Raw genomic sequence first — 17770 nt, 5'->3', positions numbered from 1 at the left:
CTGGCAGCAGCGCCCGTTACTCCGGCTCGCGCAGCCGTCTGGCAAGATATCCGCTGGCTTTCCGTGGCGTTTCAATCTCCTTGTAGTCGGACTCGGGGATTGAAACGTCGAGACGCGCATGCAGCGCCGTCACGAGATTGAGGATATCCATGGAATCCAGGTCCAGATCATCCTGAAGATGGTCTGTGTCCCTTACCGTTGCCGGGTCTATGTCGGGCGCGACCCGGTTGAGCTCCTCCAGAAAGATCGCCCTCGTTTCGGTTTCGTTCATAGCTCCTCCGGTCTGGCAAGGCAGTCTTGGATGGCGACGAGAAACCGGGACGCCTGCCGCCCGTCGCAAACACGGTGGTCGGCGGACAGAACAAGGGTCGTGACCTGGCGCGGTTCCACCCCGGCCCCGGTTACCCATGGTCGTATCTGTGGCGCGCCCACGGCAAGAAGCCCGACCTGCGGGGGAAAGATCACTCCGGTCATGCCCTCTGCGCCATCCTCGCCCAGGCTCGACACGGTCAGGGTGCCGCGTGTCAGCTCGGAACCGCGCAAGCGTCCGGAACGCGCCCGCGTGACCATGTCGCGCAGCCCGGCCATGACATCCGACAAGCTCATCTTGTCGACATCGGCCAGCGCAGGGGCCACCAACCCGCCACCGCGCAGGGAAATGACCACGCCGATGTTCGCCGTTTCCGAGGGGACAAAACCACCCTCTGTGAAATGACCGTTGAGAGCCGCGACCTGCCGGGCCGCCATGGCCGCCGCCTTGACAAGGACGGCTCCCAGCAAAATTCGTTCGGCTGGCGGTCGCTCGGCGTTCTGCTGCGCGAGCCATTCCGAAACCGGTTGGGTTTCGACCGTGTGCGAGACATAGAAATGCGGTATCTCGCGCTTGGACCGGCTCATCGCGGCGGCGACGGCCTGGCGCATGTCCGACAGGCCTTCTCCGGCTGGCCGGCTGGTGGGCGTGGCCTGTCCCATTTGCGCCTCGACATCAGCCAGAACAATTGCGCCTTGGGGGCCCGAGCCCTTGACCTGGACGAGGTCGATCCCGGCCTCTTGCGCAGCGCGGCGGGCCGCCGGGCTTGCACCGGCGGCGGACGCTGGTGGCTCTTGCCGGGGCTGCGCGGGCTTTTCCGAGGGCGCTTCGGCTTCTGCTGGCGGGGTAGGGGCGCTCCGCTCCTTCGGCGCCGGTCGTGTTTCCTCTTCCGGCGGCTTTGGCTCCGCACCCGTTTCTTCGTCGTCGCCGATCCGGGCCATGGGGGCACCAACCGGCAGGGTCTGCCCGATCTCCGCCAAGAGTTCCGTGACCGTACCTGCCTCGAAAACCTCGATCTCGATCGCGCCCTTCTGGGTCTCGACCACGGCGACCACATCACCGCGCGCGACCGTGTCACCGGGGTTCACCAGCCATTCGACCAGTGTCCCGGCCTCCATGTCGGCCCCCAGCGATGGCATTCGGAAAACACCCATCTCAGCCGCGCCCCAATGCCGTTTTGGCGGCGGCGACAATGGTCGAAACCTGCGGGATCGCGGCATCTTCCAGATGTTTCGGATAGGGGATCGGCACCTCTGCCGAACAGACCCGCCCGACCGGTGCGTCGAGTGTCCAGAACACCTGTTCCATGATGCGCGCCGATAGCTCTGCCGCCAGCGAGCCGCTGCGCCAGCCCTCGTCGACGATGACCGCCCTCCGTGTCCGCGCGACCGAGGCCATGATGGTTTCATCGTCAAGTGGTCGCAACACGCGCAGATCGATCACTTCGGCCGCGATCCCGTCGCCGGCCAGCGCTTCGGCGGCCTCCAGCGTCTTGTAGAGCGAGCCGCCATAGGTGATCAGGGTGATGTCTCCGCCCTCGCGCCGGATCGCCGCGCGCGAGATGTCGACGGCACCTACGCCCGCGTCGATCTCGCCGCTGCGATTGTAGAGCATCACGTTTTCGAAGATCAGCACCGGGTCGGGATCTTCCAGCGCCGTCCACAGCATGCCGCGCGCATCCTCCAGCGTGGCGGGGGCGAGCACCCTGAGCCCCGGAATATGCGCGTACCAGCCTTCGAGGCTGTGGGAATGCTGCGCGGCCAATTGCTTGCCCGCGCCAGTTGCCATGCGGATCACCACGGGCACGTTGAACTGCCCGCCGGACATATGCCTGAGCGTCGCTGCGGTGTTCAGGATCTGGTCCAGAGCGAGCAGGCTGAAATTCACCGTCATCAGCTCTACGATGGGGCGCATGCCGGCGCAGGCTGCCCCGATCCCGGCGCCGGTAAAGCCGGATTCCGACAGCGGGGTATCGCGCACGCGGGCCTCGCCGAATTCGTCCATCAACCCCTTGGACACCGCATAGCAGCCCCCATAGGCGCCCACGTCCTCTCCCATCAGGAACACCCGTTCATCGCGTCGCATCGCTTCGGAAATCGCCGCGCGAATGGCTTCTCGATAGGTGGTCTCGATCTTCTCCCCGGTGGGTTGGGATGCTGCGACCGGTGGCGTCTCGGCGGCCACCACGTCGCGGGTCAGGCTTTCGACCGGCTCCCAGGTGCCTGCCTCGGCGAACTGTACCGCCTCGGCGATCTCGGCCTCGGCACGGGCCTCGATCGCCATGATCTCCTCGTCATGGATCAGACCGTTGTCCAAGAGCCAGGACTGGAATCGCAGGATCGGCCCTTTTTGCCTCCACGCTTCAACCTCGGCCTTGTCGCGATAGAGCTGGGCGTCGAACATCGAATGCGCCCGGAACCGATAGGTCCGGCATTCAAGGAACACAGGGCCTTCGCCCGCGCGTATCCGGCGCAGCGCCTTCGCTGCGGCCACCTCGACAGCAACGACATCCATGCCGTCGACAACCTGCGTTTCGATGCCAAAGACGGCAGCCTTGCGGCCGATATCTGTTTCCGACTCGGACCGGTCCAACGCGGTTCCCATGGCATAGCCATTGTTCTCGCAGACGAACAGAACTGGCAGGGTCCAGAGCGCGGCAAGGTTCATCGCCTCGTGAAACTCGCCTTCGGCCACCGCGCCTTCGCCAAAGAAACAGGCGGTGACCGTGTCGTCGCCCCGCATCCTGTCAGCCAGCGCAAGTCCGGCGGCCAGCGGCAGGCCGCCGCCCACGATGGCGTTTCCCCCGTAGAAGTTGCGCGTGTCATCGAACAGGTGCATGGAGCCGCCGCGACCGCCGGAGCAGCCCTCGGCCTTGCCATACATCTCGGCCATGACAGTTGTCATCGGCACACCGCGCATCAGGGCGTGGCCATGTTCGCGATAGGTGGCGACAACCCGGTCCTTCTCGTCCAGCAGCGGGATTATCCCGGCGGCAATCGCCTCTTCACCATCGTAGAGATGCAGGAACCCCCGGATCTTTTCCTCGGTATAGAGTTCCGCGCATTTTTCTTCGAAGCGCCTGATCCGGATCATGTCCCCGAGAAGCCGCCGGACAGCGTCGCGACCGAGTTTCGGTTTTTCCTCCGCGCTCATGTCTCCTCCGTCTCCAGTGTCGAGGTGTCTCCTTCGGGCAACCCCAGTTCGCGCGCCTTCAACAGGCGGCGCATGATCTTGCCCGATCTCGTTTTCGGCAGCGTGTTGCGGAACACGATCTCGCGCGGGGCCACGGCGGCCCCCAGGCGTTTGCGGGCAAAACCGCGAATGTCGCGTTCAAGTTCGGGGCCGGGTTCCGCACCGCGATTGAGCGTGACGAAAGCCTTGACCACCTCGCCGGCGGTTTCGTCGGGAACGCCGATCACCGCCGCTTCGGCCACGGCATCATGTTCGATCAGCGCGCTTTCCACCTCGAATGGTCCGATCAGGTGGCCCGAGGACTTGATCAGGTCGTCGGCCCGCCCGACGAACCAGTAATACCCGTCGGCATCGCGCATGGCCAGGTCGCCGGACAGGTACCAGCCATCGGCAAAGCATTTGTCATAGCGCGCCTGCTCATTCAGATAGGCCCGCATCATCGACGGCCAGCCCGGCCGCAGCGCCAGTTCGCCGATCTCGCCATCCGGCAGTTCACGCAGGCCATCGCCCGTGTTTTCGACGATCCCGGCGATGATCCCCGGCAGCGGCTTGCCCATCGAACCGGGCTTGATGTCCGCGTCCTGCGTGTTGGCGATCATGATCCCGCCGGTTTCGGTCTGCCACCAGTTGTCGTGGAACGGCAGCCCGAACACCTCGTTCGACCAGATCACCGCCTCGGGGTTCAGCGGCTCGCCAACACTGGCCAGAAACTCGAGGGAGGAAAAATCAAAGGGTTCCGCGGCGTCCTTGCCTGCTCTCATCATCATCCGTATCGCGGTCGGGGCGGAATACCAGATCTGGACCTTTTCCCGCTGAATCGTCCCGTACCAGCGGTCAAGATCGAACTCCGCCTCGTCAACGATCATCGTGGCCCGGTTCACCAGCGGGGCGATGATGCCATAGGTCGTCCCCGTGACCCAGCCGGGATCGGCGGTGCACCAGTAGCGAATGCCGGGTCGCAACCCCAGCGCATGGCGCCCGGACAGGGCGTGGTAGAGAACCGCCTGGTGAACATGCAAGGCACCCTTGGGCTTGCCGGTGGTGCCCGAGGTGAAATGGATCAGAGCCGGGTCTTCGGGCCGGGTGTGGAGCGTCTCGTATTCCGGCGAGGCTGCGCGCAACGCCGGACCCAGCGCGACACATCCCTCGGGCGCCTCATCGCCAACGATCAACACAAGACGCAGCGTCGGGATGTCCTCCCGCCAGGCGACGATCTTGCGTTCATAGAGTGACCGGCTGGTGACCAGAACGTTCGCCTCTCCGATCTCCATCCGGGTTCTGAACGGCTCGGGTCCGAAGGCGGCGAAGAGCGGCGTGAACACCATGCCCGCCTTCCAGGTGCCCAGCGCCGCCGCGTACAGTTCTGGTTCGCGGCTCATGGCGGAAAAGACGCGGGCTCCTTGCTCTATGCCATGCGATTTCAGCACATTGGCAAATCGGGAGGAAAGTTCGGCAAGGTACCGATAGCTGATGACCTCGCGCCGACCATCTTTTGACAACCAGATTATCGCTGTTTGATTGCCATGCCCCTGCGCCACATGCCGGTCCACCGCTTCGAACCCGATGTTTAGCGCCCCATCCGGCAGACCCGTAACCAGCACGCGTCCCATCTCGTAGGCATCCAACCGAACGGCCCCGACGTCGGGCGTCGACTTCGAGTTTCCCAAATGCTGCGGGCGCTTTCTGATGATGTTCTGCATCATGGCCCCCTCCCACGTTGACCTTGCTGGAGCGGTTGACTGGCACGCAATGATCCATATCAAAACGGGCCCGAATCTGGTGGCCGCGTTTCGGCCCGATCTTCACCTCCGAGGTCCGCAAGAAACGCGCCGATCTGCGTCGGCCCTGGTCGCAGTGGCGTCGGCACCTGGCCGCAGTGTCATAAATATCAATGGAGTACGGTGCTATCCTTGGCGCGACGCCTATCGCGAAGGTGAGGTCGTGGAAAGCTTCGTGGCGAAGACGAGAGACAAATTGGCCGTATTGAAATTCCTCGGAAAATCAGTGAAACGCCACGGTCGATCTCTTGTCCAGGTTACCGACACGCTCCGCTCCTACGGCGCGGCGATGAAAGATATCGGCAATGCCGACTGACAGAAATCCGGCCAATGGTTCAACAACTGCACAGAGAATCCACCCTTGCCGTTCCGACTGCAAGATCGGGGGATGCTGCGCTAAAGGCAGATGTGAAGTTTGCAGAAAATCGTCGCTGTTTATTCGTCGGTCTACAAACATTTAAGTCAAGGCGCGCGGCCTTTACACCCCAGCAAATTTCAAGCCCAACCGCGCCGATGCTTTTTCTGTGGTGCGTTAGCTGTTTTCCGACTGGGTTGTCTCAGTGATTGGGAAACTGAAACTGGTCAGAAGCTGTCCGACGCCTCTCAAAAGACACAGCCTGGCTAACACCTCCGTCTCGAAAAAAATCCTCGAACGGTGACACAGCATTAGATTCGCGGGTAGGTTTGGCGCACGCCTGATCATGGATAATCCATCAAGGAGTGACCTATCATTGGAACTCAAGATTTTTGCTCTCAATGCTACTCGGCCCTTTGGCCTCGCCGTGGCAAAGGAGGCGGGTACGTCACTGGCCACCATGGAAGAGCGCAACTTTGAAGACGGGGAACACAAGGCGCGCCCTCTAGAAGAGGTGCGCGGCGCGGACGTTTACGTGATCCAGGGGCTTCATGGCGGACCGGATGAAAGTCCAAACGACAAGCTGTGCAAACTGCTGTTTTTCATCGGAGCACTTCGTGCAAGTGGTGCGGGCCGCGTGACGGCGGTACTGCCTTATCTCGCCTACGCGCGAAAAGATCGGCAGACAAAGCCGCGCGATCCGGTGACGGCGCGCTATGTCGCGCAACTGACTGAGGCGGTCGGGACGGATCGTGTTGTGGCGATGGAACTTCACAACATCGCTGCATTCCAGAATTCCTTCCGCTGCGAGACCGTTGCGCTTGATACGCGTGGGGTCTTGTTGGACCGCTCAATCGAACTGGCCTCGGACGCACCAATCTGCGTCGCTTCGCCAGATCCCGGCGGAGTAAAACGTGCTCAGCTGTTTCGAGAGGCGCTTGAAGAAAAACTTCAGCGCGAGGTCGGTTTTGCTCTCATGGAAAAACGACGCAGCGCGGGAGTGGTCACAGGAGAGCTTTTTGCAGGGCAGGTCGAGGGCGCGCGCGTTCTGATAGTCGATGACCTGATCGCCTCTGGCGGGACCATGGTTCGCGCTGCCCGAGAAATCATGCGTCGCGGAGCCCGCGACGTGTGGGCTTTGGCTGCCCACGGATTGTTCACCAGCGGCGCAACCGAGGCTTTGTCGGACCCCGCTATCAAAGGTTGGGTGATTACCGACACGGTGCCGCCGTTCCGCCTGACCAGTGATGTTGCGAGCCGGATAGAGATCGTATCCGCAGCTCCGTTGTTCGGACAGGCTATCCAGTGCCTGCACAACTGTCGTCCGATTGTAGACCTCCCGGCTGCCGGCGCATGAGGTCTGGTCTGGTCGACAAAGCAACATAAGCCCCCGCCAGTGGTCGCCATTTTTCAGGAGTGCGGCCGGGCTGAAGAACCAAGTGCAAAAGCGCCAGTCTCGCGCGCAAAAGTGCGCGGTAGCGCCAGTAGAAGTCGGCTAGATCGGCCGACGGTTCGCCAATCACCGAGTTCAACCTTCGCACAAGCTTTCCCGCAACCCAACTTGCACCGAGATGCGCACATTCCATGCCCAGAAAGACGATCTCGTCCAGGGGATCGACAAGACGAAGGCGAAGGTTGAACTCGATACAGTCAATGATGACCGGTGGCTCGCTCATAAAAACATGCTGCGGGCGCAGGTCCCCGTGCCCCTCGACGATACAACCCTTCTGGACCCGGTGACGCAGCAGTGGAGTCGCCGTTTCGAAGGCGCGCCGGAAACCATCGAGAGCGGATGCCAGCAACGGTTCGTCCAGCTTGAGTGTGCGGTCGGTGAGGACATTCTCGGTCAATTGGGCCTCGTCGGCGAACTGAGAGCAATAGGTGTCCTGATCGATATCTGCGGGCGGAAGCCCTAGATAGAACTCGGCAAGAAGATCCGTCAAACGGGAAAGGTCGACTTGCCTCGGACCACCAGATGCAATCACGTGTTCGAGATCTTGTTCTTGCGCCAACCTTCGCATTTCCACCATCCAGTCGATGGCCTGCCCGTACCCGTTCAGCGTAAGTCTTCCATCGGTGCCAATCCGTAGGGGACGCTCTGAAAGGTAAACATCACTGGCAAGTCGACGGTTGAGGCGAACTTCGTCGGCGACAGCGGCGCAGCGTTTTTCAACCGTGCTGAAATCGAGAAAATCGTATCTTACCGGCTTCTTCAGCTTGTAGACCAATTCATCTGCGAGAAAGACCCATGACATGTGCGTTTCAATCACTTCCACGGATTTCGGCCCATGAGGATATGCGGCAACCCCGGATAGGAACCGAACTTTCTCCGAAATCGGAAAACGATTCTGCTCGGAGCGGGGATGTGTTGACATGAAGCCTTCCGTTGTGTCTGCGCACTTGTGACGACACTACTATGGCATCACCGGCGTACCGTCGCCAACCGGGAACACGGTGGCAGAGGGGCTTGTCAGAGCAAGCTCACTTGCGGTGGAGCACCGACCTGAATGGCGTTGCCGAACTTGCTATGTGTGGACGCAAATGGAACCCGCCAGATTGCAACGGTCTTATTGGGTCCGGTTCGATGATCACTATTGCTGACGGATACCCGGCTTTCAAGAGCGGCCTGATACGTCGTCGTAGCGAGCCCCGGTTGGTTTCCGCGTGCCACTCCCTCGATGGCTCCAAGGCATAGCAACAATCCCCGATCCGCTATTTGACCTTGGGCAGGCTGCTCGGCAAAGCCCGCCCACTGATGTCGCCGCTGACTTGCCCGGCGGCGACGAACCGGCTGAGCGTGCGCCCTTGAACCTGGGACCGGAGCTTCTCGCGCGATCAGGGTTGGCATTTGCGGGTCGTCGGGCCCATTATCTCAGGATCGGCCGTTTCAGATAACCGGAAGAGAGGGAACGTTTGGCAGTCAGGGCAATTAGCTACGCTATTTTTGCGATTGTCGCGGTGCTGGTCAACCTCGGTATTCAGCGTTTGGTGCTGACAGAATTCGTAGGTGTGTCCGGGTATGTTCTGGCTCTGGTCTTGGGAACCGGAGCCGGGCTTGTCGTGAAATACATGCTTGACAAGAAGTGGATATTTTTCGACCAGCCGCAAGATTTCCGCAGAGAGGTAGGGAAATTCTCGCTTTATACCCTGACTGGCGTCGCCACGACGCTATTGTTCTGGGGCACCGAAACGTTGTTCCTGATTGTCTGGCAGACCGAGCGGATGCGCGAGGTCGGAGCGATTTTGGGGCTCGTTCTAGGGTATTCGATAAAGTACCGGTTGGACCTTGCCTACGTGTTCCAGGTCGAGACCTCAAAGAGAAATTAGAACGATGAGTATTGAGAGGGCCAGCATGCCCAATCCGACCCTGTCGTGGGTGACGAAGACCACAGGATCATAGTCTTCGCGGCCCTGGAAACTGAGCCAGATTATCCGGACAAGCCAAACACCGAACGGTAGCATGGAGAGTGACATCAACAGTGGTGTGCTGACATCCGGCACTGCTCCTGCTGGCAAGGTGGCCAAAAGAAAAAGGACAATGGAAAAAAGGGCACTGCCGTAAGCGAGGATCTGCAGGTTGCGCGCGTCCGCCGGCCGATACCCGCGGCCGGGCAGACGCTCTTTGCTCCGACTTCGAGCAAGTGCGGTCAGTCGTTTGACGCAGGCAAGCGATAGAAAGACTGCGAACACGAAGCCAAGAAACAGCGGGGGAACAACTACATCGGCGGCAATTGCGCCCGTCAAAAAGCGGATCAGAAAGAACGCTGCCAGCACGACGACGTCGATCCAGCGCTTCCTTTTCAGGGACAGGGAATAGGCCAGGTTGAGCACCATGTAGAGGACGATCGTGGCCCAGACCCATGGACCCACCGCAAGCGCCAGGCTCCAAGACAGGACAACCAAGACGATGCCGAGCCCCATTGCCACGGAGATCGGCAATCGCCCCGAGGCTATTGGACGTTCCTTTTTTTCCGGATGACGGCGATCGGAGTCCAGATCGGTCAGATCATTGAAGATGTAAATTGCAGAGGCCGCCAAGCCAAAGCTCAGGGTCGCGGCAAGTACCTTTAGAACGACATGTGGACTTGCCGGCAGGCTGGCCAGCATCGGAAGCAAAACAAGCAGGTTCTTGATCCACTGCAACAATCGCATTTCGCCAAGCGCGTCCCGCAGAGTCCAACCGTCCACCAAAATCTGAATTGGCTTGCCTATCCGGTCGATTTCGGCCTTCAACCGCGCGCCGGGCGCAACCGCGATGATCCGCCTCGCGGATTTCCAGGACGGCAGGTCGGCCCAGGAGTTTCCCGCATAATCATACCCTTCGGGACCAAGCCTGTCGCAAATCAGTGCCGCCTTTTCTTCGAGTGTCAGGTTTCGTTCCGGGGTCGTCCCCCAGTTGGGTCCCTGAATGTCGAAACGTTCTGCGACGGCGTCGACCAATTCCTTGTCCGCTCCCGAGGCCAGGTGCACCGTGCCTCCCTGCGATTTCACCGCTTGCGCCATGTCCAGAACCTCCTGCCTTGCGGGCAAAAGGGCGATGTCCGGGCGGGCAATGGTCAGGAGCTCCCTTTTCAACAACTGGGGTTTTGCAAGGTTCCGGAAGATGATCCGCAAGGCAGCAACGGTGTTGTGCGCCAGCGCGGCCCAGATTGTCTCGAGCAGCAGGTCGGTGCGCAGGAGCGTTCCATCGACATCCAGTACAAGCGGAGTCGTCTCGGAGTTCTGGTCCTTGATCTGTCCTTCCATTGACCGCTGTTTCTCCCCGAATGTTTCCTGTCGCTGGCCTCGCGGTATCTTTCGCTTCCCTTCCTTAATTGACACCATCTTCGGATATTCTCGTCCTGTTCTTGATTCAGATCATGTTTTCAAGATGGGTGCGTGCGTCAGGCTTGACGACGAAAACGAGCGTTGCTGTTGCAGATCGGTTTTTCGGATAGGGCCGGTCGAAAAGGGAAAAGATGAACTTTCTCGTCACCGGCGGTGCCGGTTTCATGGGTATCAATCTAGTTCGCCACCTACTGGCTGGCGGGCATCGGGTGCGCAGCTACGACATTGCCCCCTTCAACTACCCCGAAGCGGATCGGATCTGCGTCTTGCAAGCCGACATTCGTGATCAAGGCCGTCACGACGAAGCTTTCGAAGATGTGGACGTGGTTGTCCACTGCGCCGCGGCCTTGCCGCTGAGCATACCATCAGAGATACGTTCTACCAATGTCGATGGAACCCGCATGCTTCTGGAAACGGCGATTCAGAAAGGCATCAGTCGCTTTATTCACATCTCCAGCACGGCTGTCTATGGGGTCCCTGACCATCATCCATTGACCGAGGATGACCCGATGCACGGGGTCGGGCCTTATGGTGAGTCCAAGGTTCTGGCCGAAAAAGCGTGCTCCGAGTTCCGAAAAAGGGGGCTGTGTCTGCCGGTGCTGCGGCCCAAATCCTTTGTCGGTCCCGAGCGACTGGGCGCCTTCGAGCTCCTTTATGATTTCGCCTATGGGGGGCATGGCTTTCCGGTTCTGGGATCGGGCAACAATCTGTATCAACTGCTGGATGTCGAAGACCTGAATCAGGCGGTGCTCCTGTGCGCCACGGCAGACGAGGATCGCGTCAACGACACGTTCAACGTAGGTGCCGCGCGCTATGGCAGCCTGCGCGAAAGCTTTCAGGCGGTACTCGACCGTGCGGGGCATGGCAAGCGGATCGTCGGCCTACCTTCCGCTCCGGCCATCTGGACGTTGCGGGCGCTCGAAGCCGTGGGCCTGTCGCCGCTCTACAAGTGGATCTACGAGACCGCCGGCAAGGACAGTTTCGTCAGCATCGACAAGATCACCGACCGGTTGGGCTATGCACCGCGCTACTCGAACGAAGAGGCGCTGATCCGCAACTACGACTGGTACGTGGAAAACCATGACAGGATATCTACGACATCGGGCGTGACCCACCGCGTCCCGTGGAAGCGCGGCGCTCTGAAGCTGCTTCGTTTGGTGCTCTAGATTCAAGCGGGAAAGGAGGCTTGATGACCCTGTTTCTCAGATCCGACCCCAAAAGGCTGTTGGCAATGGCTGCGCTTTTGGCGTTGGCCTGGGATGCGGTACCCGTCTTTGCCCAATCCCCCCCCGAGGCGCTCGCCAGGCAGCGTGCGGACTACGAAGCGGTAGCGCCCAAGACAGTGCTTGATTTGCAGCCCTTCCGCGAAACCAGGTCTGTCTCCTTGCCGGACGGCGCAGGCAGCCTTGTACTGGTATCGCTCAACCCCGCGATCGGCGCTTGGTACCTGTTGCAGAAGGTCGATGCCAAGGGCACTCCGCTTCAGAGCTACCACATTGAAATCCCCGTGCCGGACGACATGTCCCTGTCTTTGAACAACCAAGGACATGCACTGGTTCTGGCCGGACCAGAGGGGGCCGTGTCCTGCAATTTCGGGCTGGCCGAGCTGGAAGCCGCAAGACGGACCGGGTTGCCCTATGCTCCGGTCTGTGGGGGAGCGGCGTTCCTTCGGGTCAAGTCGACCGGAGCCCGCACCAGTCTGGAAGCGACGGCAGAGTTCCTGCGCGACAATATCTGGGGCGGCGAAACCATTGTCGGTTTCGTGCGCGGAACCTTCTTCAAGGATTCCGAGCTCGAGGTCAGCCCGGTCGAGGCCGGAAACGGTGGCTCGGTGAACCCTGTCGGCCCACCGCCGATGCTGATCGAAGCCCCCGAGGATCAGAGACCGGTGATAGGTACACTTCTGGACATAGCCGTGACCGGGGCCGAGAACGGCCGCATGGCAGTTGGCGCTTGGTATCCGGTGACCGGCCTGCACGGCGTGTTTGCCAGCGCGTTCCAACCGGGCGCCATAGCGCGTTCGGTTTTGAGTGGCCCGGGAAAGGTGAATCGGCTCGATGCAGTCGAAGCCAACGCTACGGGGTACATGGTCGCCTTTGACTTGTCGGCCTTCGACATCGGTTTTGCGCTGGGCACGGATCATCCGGGCGTTGGCTGGTCGCCCCGTCCCTCTGCATCGGCGCGTCCGCGCGGCCTGCCGGGGCCTGACGGGATATCCTCTACAGCCCCTCTGGTGCGTCTGGGCATGGTCAACCCGGTCGCGGCGAACCGGACCATCGCCACCTTCACCGGTGGCTTCAAGCGGCAGCATGGCGCCTTCAAGTTCGGAGAGATGGCCACCTACAACATGGGCCACCACTATGGCTTCATCGAGAACGGTGTGATCTTCAGCAAGTTGCAGCCCGATCTCTCGACGATTATCGTGCTGAATGACGGCACGGTTCACATGAAGACCTGGCAGGAGGCGGACAATGCTCTGCTGCCGCTGATCCGGTTTGCCCGCCAGAACGGCGTACCACTTGTGGAGTTCGATGCGGCAACGGGGCAGGGCGTGCCCGGAAACCTCGTGACGCAATGGGGGGGCGGCAACTGGTCGGGGTCGGCCGATGCCCAGTTGCGCACGCTGCGCGCAGGGGGGTGCCTCGTCGAGACCGGGCAGACGCAATACCTCTTGTACGGCTATTTTTCAACGGCGACGCCTTCAGCCATGACGCGTACATTTCAGGCCTATGGGTGCCGCTATGCCATGTTGCTGGACATGAATGCGCTGGAGCATACCTATCTCGGCCTCTACGTGCCGCGCGGAGGCAAGATCCATGTCGCTCACATCGTGCCCGGTATGGGATTGATCGACAAGAAGATGCCCGGCGGAAAGGTCCTGCCACGGTTCATCGGATATCCCGACAACAGGGACCTGTTCTACGTAATGAAGAAGGAGGCCGTGAAATGAAACCGCGCAGGCTGTCTCTCGTCGCGGCGGGCTTTCTGTTCTCGCTTGCGTCTGTGATGAATGGCGAGACATTGCAGGAGGCCAACGAGACACTGTTCAGCCAGCTGGCAAATGTGCACCGATTGACTTCCGCGCAGATGCAGGAGGTTCGGGCGATCTTTCAAAGATCCGGTTACATCGGTCAGGGAAATCCCCGGATCACGAAGCACCCGATGACACCACAGGACTGTCAGGCGCGGGTACCCGGAGGAGCATCGGGATACGAGAATGCACAGAACCGCCGCATCTGCGGCGACCGCTACATGGCACCGCTCTATGATCCGCGGCGAGAGAAACCGTCTGACGCAAAGGTCTGCATCGACCAGTTCGAATTTCCCAACATCCCCTGCACCTATCCCGTGGTCTGGGTCAAGGCGCGGGAAGCGGCAGAGATCTGCGCGGCGGTCGGCAAGCGGCTATGCGATGCGCATGAATGGGAGGGGGCTTGTGCAGGGGCGCTCGAACCCCCTGACTACCGGTTCGGACTGGGGTCCGTGGCGGCGATGCAAAAGGCGCATAATGCCCAATATGGCGCCAGCAAGAACTGGGCCTATGGCAACGCCTATCAACGGGGCATCTGTGCTGCCGCAAGCCAGAAAAGCGCGTCTTGCGGCGGGGGCGGGTTCAACAGTTGCGGATCGAATACTTATCCGACAGGCAGTTTCCCGGGCTGCAAGAGTCCCTTGGGGGTCTATGACCAACATGGCAACGCGGCCGAACACATGAACCTGCCGTTGTCGCCGGACCAGATGGCCAGTGCCGGCAGCCGTACCTTGGGCGTGACCGAGATGAAAGGCAGCTGGTTTATCTTCGATCGCTACTATGCCCATCCCGATTGGTGTCGTTGGCGCGCACCCTACTGGCATGGGACGCGGGTCATGAGCCCTTCAAGCCACGCGAACTATCACCTCGGATTCAGATGCTGCAAGACGATCGACTAGCAGGTCTAGTTTGCCGCGATCCGTGCGTAGCTTTGCATCAGGGCCACGATGTCTTCGATAGGTCCTTCGTTGCTGATCAGTTGTGAAAGTTCTCGATCACGCATGATTTCGCTCAGCAAAACGGGGCGACCATCCACGTAGGCCATTTTGCTAATCAGCCGGACGCCGTGGCTGTAATCGGCATATTCTGCTCCATGTACCGTACTGAGCGGCTGGATAGGCTTGCCGTTCTTTCGGTGCCAACCATAAATTGCCACACTCCCCGGCTTGGATTTGAGCCGGTTGGACAGCACCAGATCCTTCTTGTGCCCAGCCGAAAGCACGTGCATCGATCCCCTTACTTCGGACAGTTGTTTTTCAATTGTCCGGTTGTGGTCGACGAAGTACGACGTCGTCGTCATCTGCGATGTCGGGTTCATGGGACTGGGCGAAACACGCGCCGCTGCCTGCTGGTAAATCGCATCGACAATCTTGGTTGTGGGAAGCACATATCCCATTTCCATGGCAAGATGTGCGGCTGCAGGCAACCCCAGTGGAACCCGAATGAAGTCCCGGTCGTTGCCAACGGCGAGGTATTCAGGTGTGACGCACAAGGTGACTGAGATCTTCTTGCCGGTCGATCCAATACCTGTGAGCGTCAAAGGCACCAGATCCTTTATGAAACTGGGAAAGTTTCCCTTCAGGATTTCCTTGACGATCGCCCGATCCCGGCTCGGTCCGGCGGCTTCGCCAATCTTGGGCATGACGCTGCTGGCTGGCATTGCGTGGGCTGTATGAACAGACGATCCCTGCACAAGTGACGCATTGCAGGAGACAGCTGCCATAGTGGTTGCACCGGAGATCCAAAGGCAGACAAGCGCCAAGCATAGCGCGCGAACTATGCGAATGCGTGTATTTTGGTTATCCATTCAGGACAAATCCAATTTTAACTTCGTTCGTTCCTGAATACGAAACGAGGGTGTAGGATCAACCCGCTCGGTCCGAAATGAGCGGGAAACCGCACAATCGACAATACCCTTCGACAGCATCGAATTGCCCGCGTCACGCGACCGGGCCGGGTTGACCCGGTCTCGCAGCGCCGGGCTGTCAGCGATGAGCGGATCAATCCGACCGCGCGAGGAGCGCTTGGCCATCTCGACCATCGGCAGCACAGCCAGCATCGGGCCGGGTGCATGATGGATGACAAAGCCGATCCAGTTGTTGCCAGCCTCTGTGGCCCCGACCTGTGCGGCCTTCATGAAGCTGATGCGCTGCGCCGGATGGCCCGGGCTCAGCGCATCCATGATGGCCCGCAGATAGGGCGTGCGGGCGGTCCGGTACCGTCCCGGCTCGGCCGAAGCGCGGGAACTGAGCCAGCGGTGCTGATCTGCCCATTCCGACACCGTCAGGTTCGGGTCGGGCCGCAAACCCCTGGACCAGGCGCGCAGAATGTCCGCGGCGCCATCGAAGCTGAGGTCGAGACCTTTGGTCAGGTCGGTGTCGGTCAGATCACCATCATCCGAGGGAGACCCGGAGATCTGCGAGGGCGTCGAGCTGGTCTCGGACATGGGCTTCCAGCACCCTCTGCAGGATCGCGGTTTCGATCGTGACCGATGCCCCGGTCTGTCGTTCCACCTCTGCCGAGATCTGCGCCGCCAACAGGGCCGCCACCCGTCCGGGCCGGGTGACCCAGACATCCCGCTCCTGCCGCGCGAGCCGAAACACCAGCGTTCCCGCCCGCGCCCGATCGACCAGCGTGCCTTTCTTCTTCTGGATCGCAAGCTGACGTTCCTGCGGCTGGTAGGGTCAGGTCCGACACGGCTTTCCGAAGCCGTTCATTCTCTTTCTGGAGCCGTTTGAGTTCCTTGAGTTTGTCGCTTCCCATACCGCCATACTGCTTGCGCCATCGGTAATAGGTCTGCTCGGTAATGTGCACTTCGCGGATCGCATCCACACGCTGCATCCCCTGGCCGACAAGCACATCAACCTGACGTAACTTCTGAACTATCTCCTCGGGCTTGTGCCGCTTGTTTGCCATTCTTTGTCCTCCGTTCCCTAGACATAACGGTGGACCTAGTCAGCTGGGGCATTCCACTCAGCACAACAAGCGCCTGACGCAGGCTGCGCGCGAATGGTCGTCGTCACGATCCGACCATAACAGCCCGACCAGCCGGTCGCGGCTCGCCGTCAGACCCGGCGACAAGGCAAGGATGGAAAGAAGCCCCTGGATCTTGCGCCCGGAGATCGCCACAGGAACCCCATCGGGCGCAGTCATCTCGAAGCCGCCCAACAAACGTATCCGCGCTTTGACCTTTCCTGGGTCAGCCACCTCGCCACGTTCCCAGTCGTCGAATTGACGTTGTCCTTGGGACAATAAGCGCTTTTTTCACGGCGCGTTATCGATTTCCACAATCGCCCTGATGTTCGGTAAGCGATCCTTTCGCGGCGCAAACGCAAACTGGGAGCATCCGGCCCGATCCCGGATGAATGGCAACAACTCCAGGGAATGTTCAGATGGCTCGCTTCGATTTGTTGAATGAACATACCAATGCATATGTCCCACGTGTTTCAGAGCCCTCCGAAAGATTAAAAATCACGCGGCGCAGGCGGCTTCCATATTTGGCAGTCCTCGCCACAATTGTGCCCGCCGCCCTCGTGGTTTGTGTCTTTTGCTGACAGTTTGACAGGCATTCGGTGTGCGATGGGAATCCCGGTATCCGGCGCCGCATTTCCCCGCACAGCAAATCCAACACAGGGCCGAAACGTATCTCTGCTCACCACCGTTCCAAAAAGAAAACCGGCGGCAGATCGCTCTGCCGCCGGTTTCCCGAGTGTCAATCGGCTTACTTCTGCAGTTCCGCCGGGGCCTTGTCGGCGATGTCGGTCCAGTTGGCGTCGGCCTTCACGATATAGCCGGGGACGTCCTCTTCCCACTTGGCCTGGATCTCGTCCGACAGGTTCAGGTACAGCTGGTTGTCGACGATTTTCCAGTTGTTCGGGTCGCCATCGAACTTGAAGCCCAGCGCCGCGCCAAAGGCGCAATAGCCGCCATAGGCCGGCAGGTAGGCTTCCGGGTTGGCCTCGAACGCGGCCTTGTGCTCTTCGGATGCAAAGCGGTACAGCGCCTCGTTGTGAAGCGTGGTGATCTTGTAGCTGCCTTTGACCGGGTGACCGTCGGTGAAATAGGCCACCGGGTCATAGCCCTGCATCGCCAGGCCGGTCGAGCTTGCGTTCAGCTCGACACCGGCGGCCAGGGCCGAGGTGGCCAGCGCGACGGACAGGGCGACGCCGCCCAGGAAGGTCTTGAAGGTGTTCATTGTCATGCCTTTCGTTTTTGGCTGACCCGTCGGCGCAATTTCCGGCCGGGCCTGTTGGATCCTGCACGGCGCAATCTCGCCG

15 protein-coding genes and 3 pseudogenes are annotated in these 17770 nt (G+C 60.5%); 6 read left to right on the top strand and 12 right to left on the bottom strand.

Annotated elements, in window-relative coordinates; all coding sequences use genetic code 11:
• Positions 1 to 16 precede the first annotated feature (16 nt).
• The 4 genes from OE747_RS13870 to acsA are packed head-to-tail and all read right to left on the bottom strand — an operon-like array spanning position 17 to position 5205.
• Positions 17 to 271 (bottom strand): phosphopantetheine-binding protein, encoded by a 255-nt coding sequence (locus tag OE747_RS13870; protein ID WP_263829173.1) that lies wholly within the window; start codon positions 269 to 271, stop codon positions 17 to 19.
• Positions 268 to 1464, bottom strand: a complete 1197-nt coding sequence (locus OE747_RS13865) for a dihydrolipoamide acetyltransferase family protein (RefSeq protein WP_263829172.1) — start codon at positions 1462 to 1464, stop codon at positions 268 to 270. The genes OE747_RS13870 and OE747_RS13865 overlap by 4 nt, the downstream gene beginning before the upstream one ends.
• A 1-nt stretch (position 1465) precedes the next feature.
• A complete protein-coding gene (gene pdhA / locus OE747_RS13860; protein ID WP_263829171.1) occupies positions 1466 to 3463 on the bottom strand; it encodes a pyruvate dehydrogenase (acetyl-transferring) E1 component subunit alpha in 1998 nt (665 codons plus the stop codon).
• The gene (gene acsA / locus OE747_RS13855) at positions 3460 to 5205 is read right to left on the bottom strand and encodes an acetate--CoA ligase (RefSeq protein WP_263829170.1); all 1746 of its coding nucleotides are present in this window, start codon (positions 5203 to 5205) and stop codon (positions 3460 to 3462) included. The genes pdhA and acsA overlap by 4 nt, the downstream gene beginning before the upstream one ends.
• A 46-nt stretch (positions 5206 to 5251) precedes the next feature.
• Here acsA and OE747_RS13850 point away from each other — a divergent pair, with 46 nt between their 5' ends.
• Together OE747_RS13850 and OE747_RS13845 are read left to right on the top strand one after the other, a co-directional pair.
• Complete coding sequence (locus OE747_RS13850; RefSeq protein WP_263829169.1) at positions 5252 to 5596, top strand: DDE-type integrase/transposase/recombinase; 345 nt, start codon at positions 5252 to 5254, stop codon at positions 5594 to 5596.
• Between the two features lie 415 nt (positions 5597 to 6011).
• Positions 6012 to 6992 (top strand): ribose-phosphate diphosphokinase, encoded by a 981-nt coding sequence (locus OE747_RS13845; RefSeq protein ID WP_263829168.1) that lies wholly within the window; start codon positions 6012 to 6014, stop codon positions 6990 to 6992.
• Here OE747_RS13845 and OE747_RS13840 read toward each other — a convergent pair.
• Positions 6934 to 8010, bottom strand: a complete 1077-nt coding sequence (locus OE747_RS13840) for a hypothetical protein (RefSeq protein ID WP_263829167.1) — start codon at positions 8008 to 8010, stop codon at positions 6934 to 6936. The two genes, OE747_RS13845 and OE747_RS13840, sit on opposite strands and share 59 nt — an antisense overlap.
• 538 nt (positions 8011 to 8548) lie before the next feature.
• On the opposite strand from OE747_RS13840, the gene OE747_RS13830 reads away from it, so the two are divergent.
• Entirely contained in the window at positions 8549 to 8962 is a 414-nt protein-coding gene (locus tag OE747_RS13830) for a GtrA family protein (RefSeq protein WP_263829166.1), read from the top strand.
• Here the strand turns inward: OE747_RS13830 and OE747_RS13825 are convergent.
• Entirely contained in the window at positions 8948 to 10381 is a 1434-nt protein-coding gene (locus tag OE747_RS13825) for a UbiA family prenyltransferase (RefSeq protein ID WP_263829165.1), read from the bottom strand. The genes OE747_RS13830 and OE747_RS13825 overlap by 15 nt on opposite strands.
• A 212-nt stretch (positions 10382 to 10593) precedes the next feature.
• Here OE747_RS13825 and OE747_RS13820 point away from each other — a divergent pair, with 212 nt between their 5' ends.
• From OE747_RS13820 to OE747_RS13810, 3 genes are read left to right on the top strand one after another with little or no spacing between them, the layout of a single operon-like run.
• A complete protein-coding gene (locus OE747_RS13820; protein WP_263829164.1) occupies positions 10594 to 11628 on the top strand; it encodes an NAD-dependent epimerase/dehydratase family protein in 1035 nt (344 codons plus the stop codon).
• Between the two features lie 23 nt (positions 11629 to 11651).
• Positions 11652 to 13412: a hypothetical protein gene (locus tag OE747_RS13815; RefSeq protein WP_263829163.1), complete on the top strand. Its 1761-nt coding sequence runs from the start codon at positions 11652 to 11654 to the stop codon at positions 13410 to 13412.
• Positions 13409 to 14392, top strand: coding sequence for a formylglycine-generating enzyme family protein (locus tag OE747_RS13810; protein WP_263829162.1), 984 nt, complete (start codon positions 13409 to 13411; stop codon positions 14390 to 14392). The genes OE747_RS13815 and OE747_RS13810 overlap by 4 nt, the downstream gene beginning before the upstream one ends.
• A 5-nt stretch (positions 14393 to 14397) precedes the next feature.
• On the opposite strand, the gene OE747_RS13805 is transcribed toward OE747_RS13810, so the two are convergent.
• The 6 genes and pseudogenes from OE747_RS13805 to OE747_RS13780 form a co-directional block, all read right to left on the bottom strand.
• The gene (locus OE747_RS13805; RefSeq protein WP_263829161.1) at positions 14398 to 15135 is read right to left on the bottom strand and encodes a hypothetical protein; all 738 of its coding nucleotides are present in this window, start codon (positions 15133 to 15135) and stop codon (positions 14398 to 14400) included.
• Between the two features lie 273 nt (positions 15136 to 15408).
• A pseudogene (locus tag OE747_RS13800) lies at positions 15409 to 15939 on the bottom strand (phage terminase large subunit family protein); the annotation flags it as partial.
• Positions 15887 to 16174, bottom strand: a pseudogene (locus tag OE747_RS13795) (hypothetical protein); the annotation flags it as partial. The pseudogenes OE747_RS13795 and OE747_RS13800, both read right to left, overlap by 53 nt.
• Positions 16173 to 16409: pseudogene (locus OE747_RS13790) on the bottom strand (transposase); the annotation flags it as partial. The pseudogenes OE747_RS13790 and OE747_RS13795, both read right to left, overlap by 2 nt.
• Before the next feature lie 57 nt (positions 16410 to 16466).
• Positions 16467 to 16745, bottom strand: a complete 279-nt coding sequence (locus OE747_RS13785; protein ID WP_263829160.1) for an AfsR/SARP family transcriptional regulator — start codon at positions 16743 to 16745, stop codon at positions 16467 to 16469.
• A 469-nt stretch (positions 16746 to 17214) separates the two neighbouring features.
• Positions 17215 to 17688: a YHS domain-containing (seleno)protein gene (locus OE747_RS13780; RefSeq protein WP_263829213.1), complete on the bottom strand. Its 474-nt coding sequence runs from the start codon at positions 17686 to 17688 to the stop codon at positions 17215 to 17217.
• Positions 17689 to 17770 lie beyond the last annotated feature (82 nt).

The organism is Ruegeria aquimaris (assembly GCF_025751555.1).
Classification (GTDB): Bacteria; Pseudomonadota; Alphaproteobacteria; order Rhodobacterales; family Rhodobacteraceae; genus Ruegeria_B; species Ruegeria_B aquimaris.
This window is presented reverse-complemented; position numbering and strand designations above follow the sequence as displayed.

Excerpts from the sequence above, each read along its gene's own strand:
- OE747_RS13850 (WP_263829169.1), top strand. The coding sequence starts at position 5,252 with ATGATCCATATCAAAACGGGCCCGAATCTGGTGGCCGCGTTTCGGCCC.
- OE747_RS13805 (WP_263829161.1), bottom strand. The coding sequence starts at position 15,135 with ATGCCCAAGATTGGCGAAGCCGCCGGACCGAGCCGGGATCGGGCGATC.
- OE747_RS13820 (WP_263829164.1), top strand. The coding sequence starts at position 10,594 with ATGAACTTTCTCGTCACCGGCGGTGCCGGTTTCATGGGTATCAATCTA.
- acsA (WP_263829170.1), bottom strand. The coding sequence starts at position 5,205 with ATGATGCAGAACATCATCAGAAAGCGCCCGCAGCATTTGGGAAACTCG.
- pdhA (WP_263829171.1), bottom strand. The coding sequence starts at position 3,463 with ATGAGCGCGGAGGAAAAACCGAAACTCGGTCGCGACGCTGTCCGGCGG.
- OE747_RS13840 (WP_263829167.1), bottom strand. The coding sequence starts at position 8,010 with ATGTCAACACATCCCCGCTCCGAGCAGAATCGTTTTCCGATTTCGGAG.
- OE747_RS13825 (WP_263829165.1), bottom strand. The coding sequence starts at position 10,381 with ATGGAAGGACAGATCAAGGACCAGAACTCCGAGACGACTCCGCTTGTA.
- OE747_RS13865 (WP_263829172.1), bottom strand. The coding sequence starts at position 1,464 with ATGGGTGTTTTCCGAATGCCATCGCTGGGGGCCGACATGGAGGCCGGG.
- OE747_RS13810 (WP_263829162.1), top strand. The coding sequence starts at position 13,409 with ATGAAACCGCGCAGGCTGTCTCTCGTCGCGGCGGGCTTTCTGTTCTCG.
- OE747_RS13815 (WP_263829163.1), top strand. The coding sequence starts at position 11,652 with ATGACCCTGTTTCTCAGATCCGACCCCAAAAGGCTGTTGGCAATGGCT.
- OE747_RS13870 (WP_263829173.1), bottom strand. The coding sequence starts at position 271 with ATGAACGAAACCGAAACGAGGGCGATCTTTCTGGAGGAGCTCAACCGG.
- OE747_RS13780 (WP_263829213.1), bottom strand. The coding sequence starts at position 17,688 with ATGAACACCTTCAAGACCTTCCTGGGCGGCGTCGCCCTGTCCGTCGCG.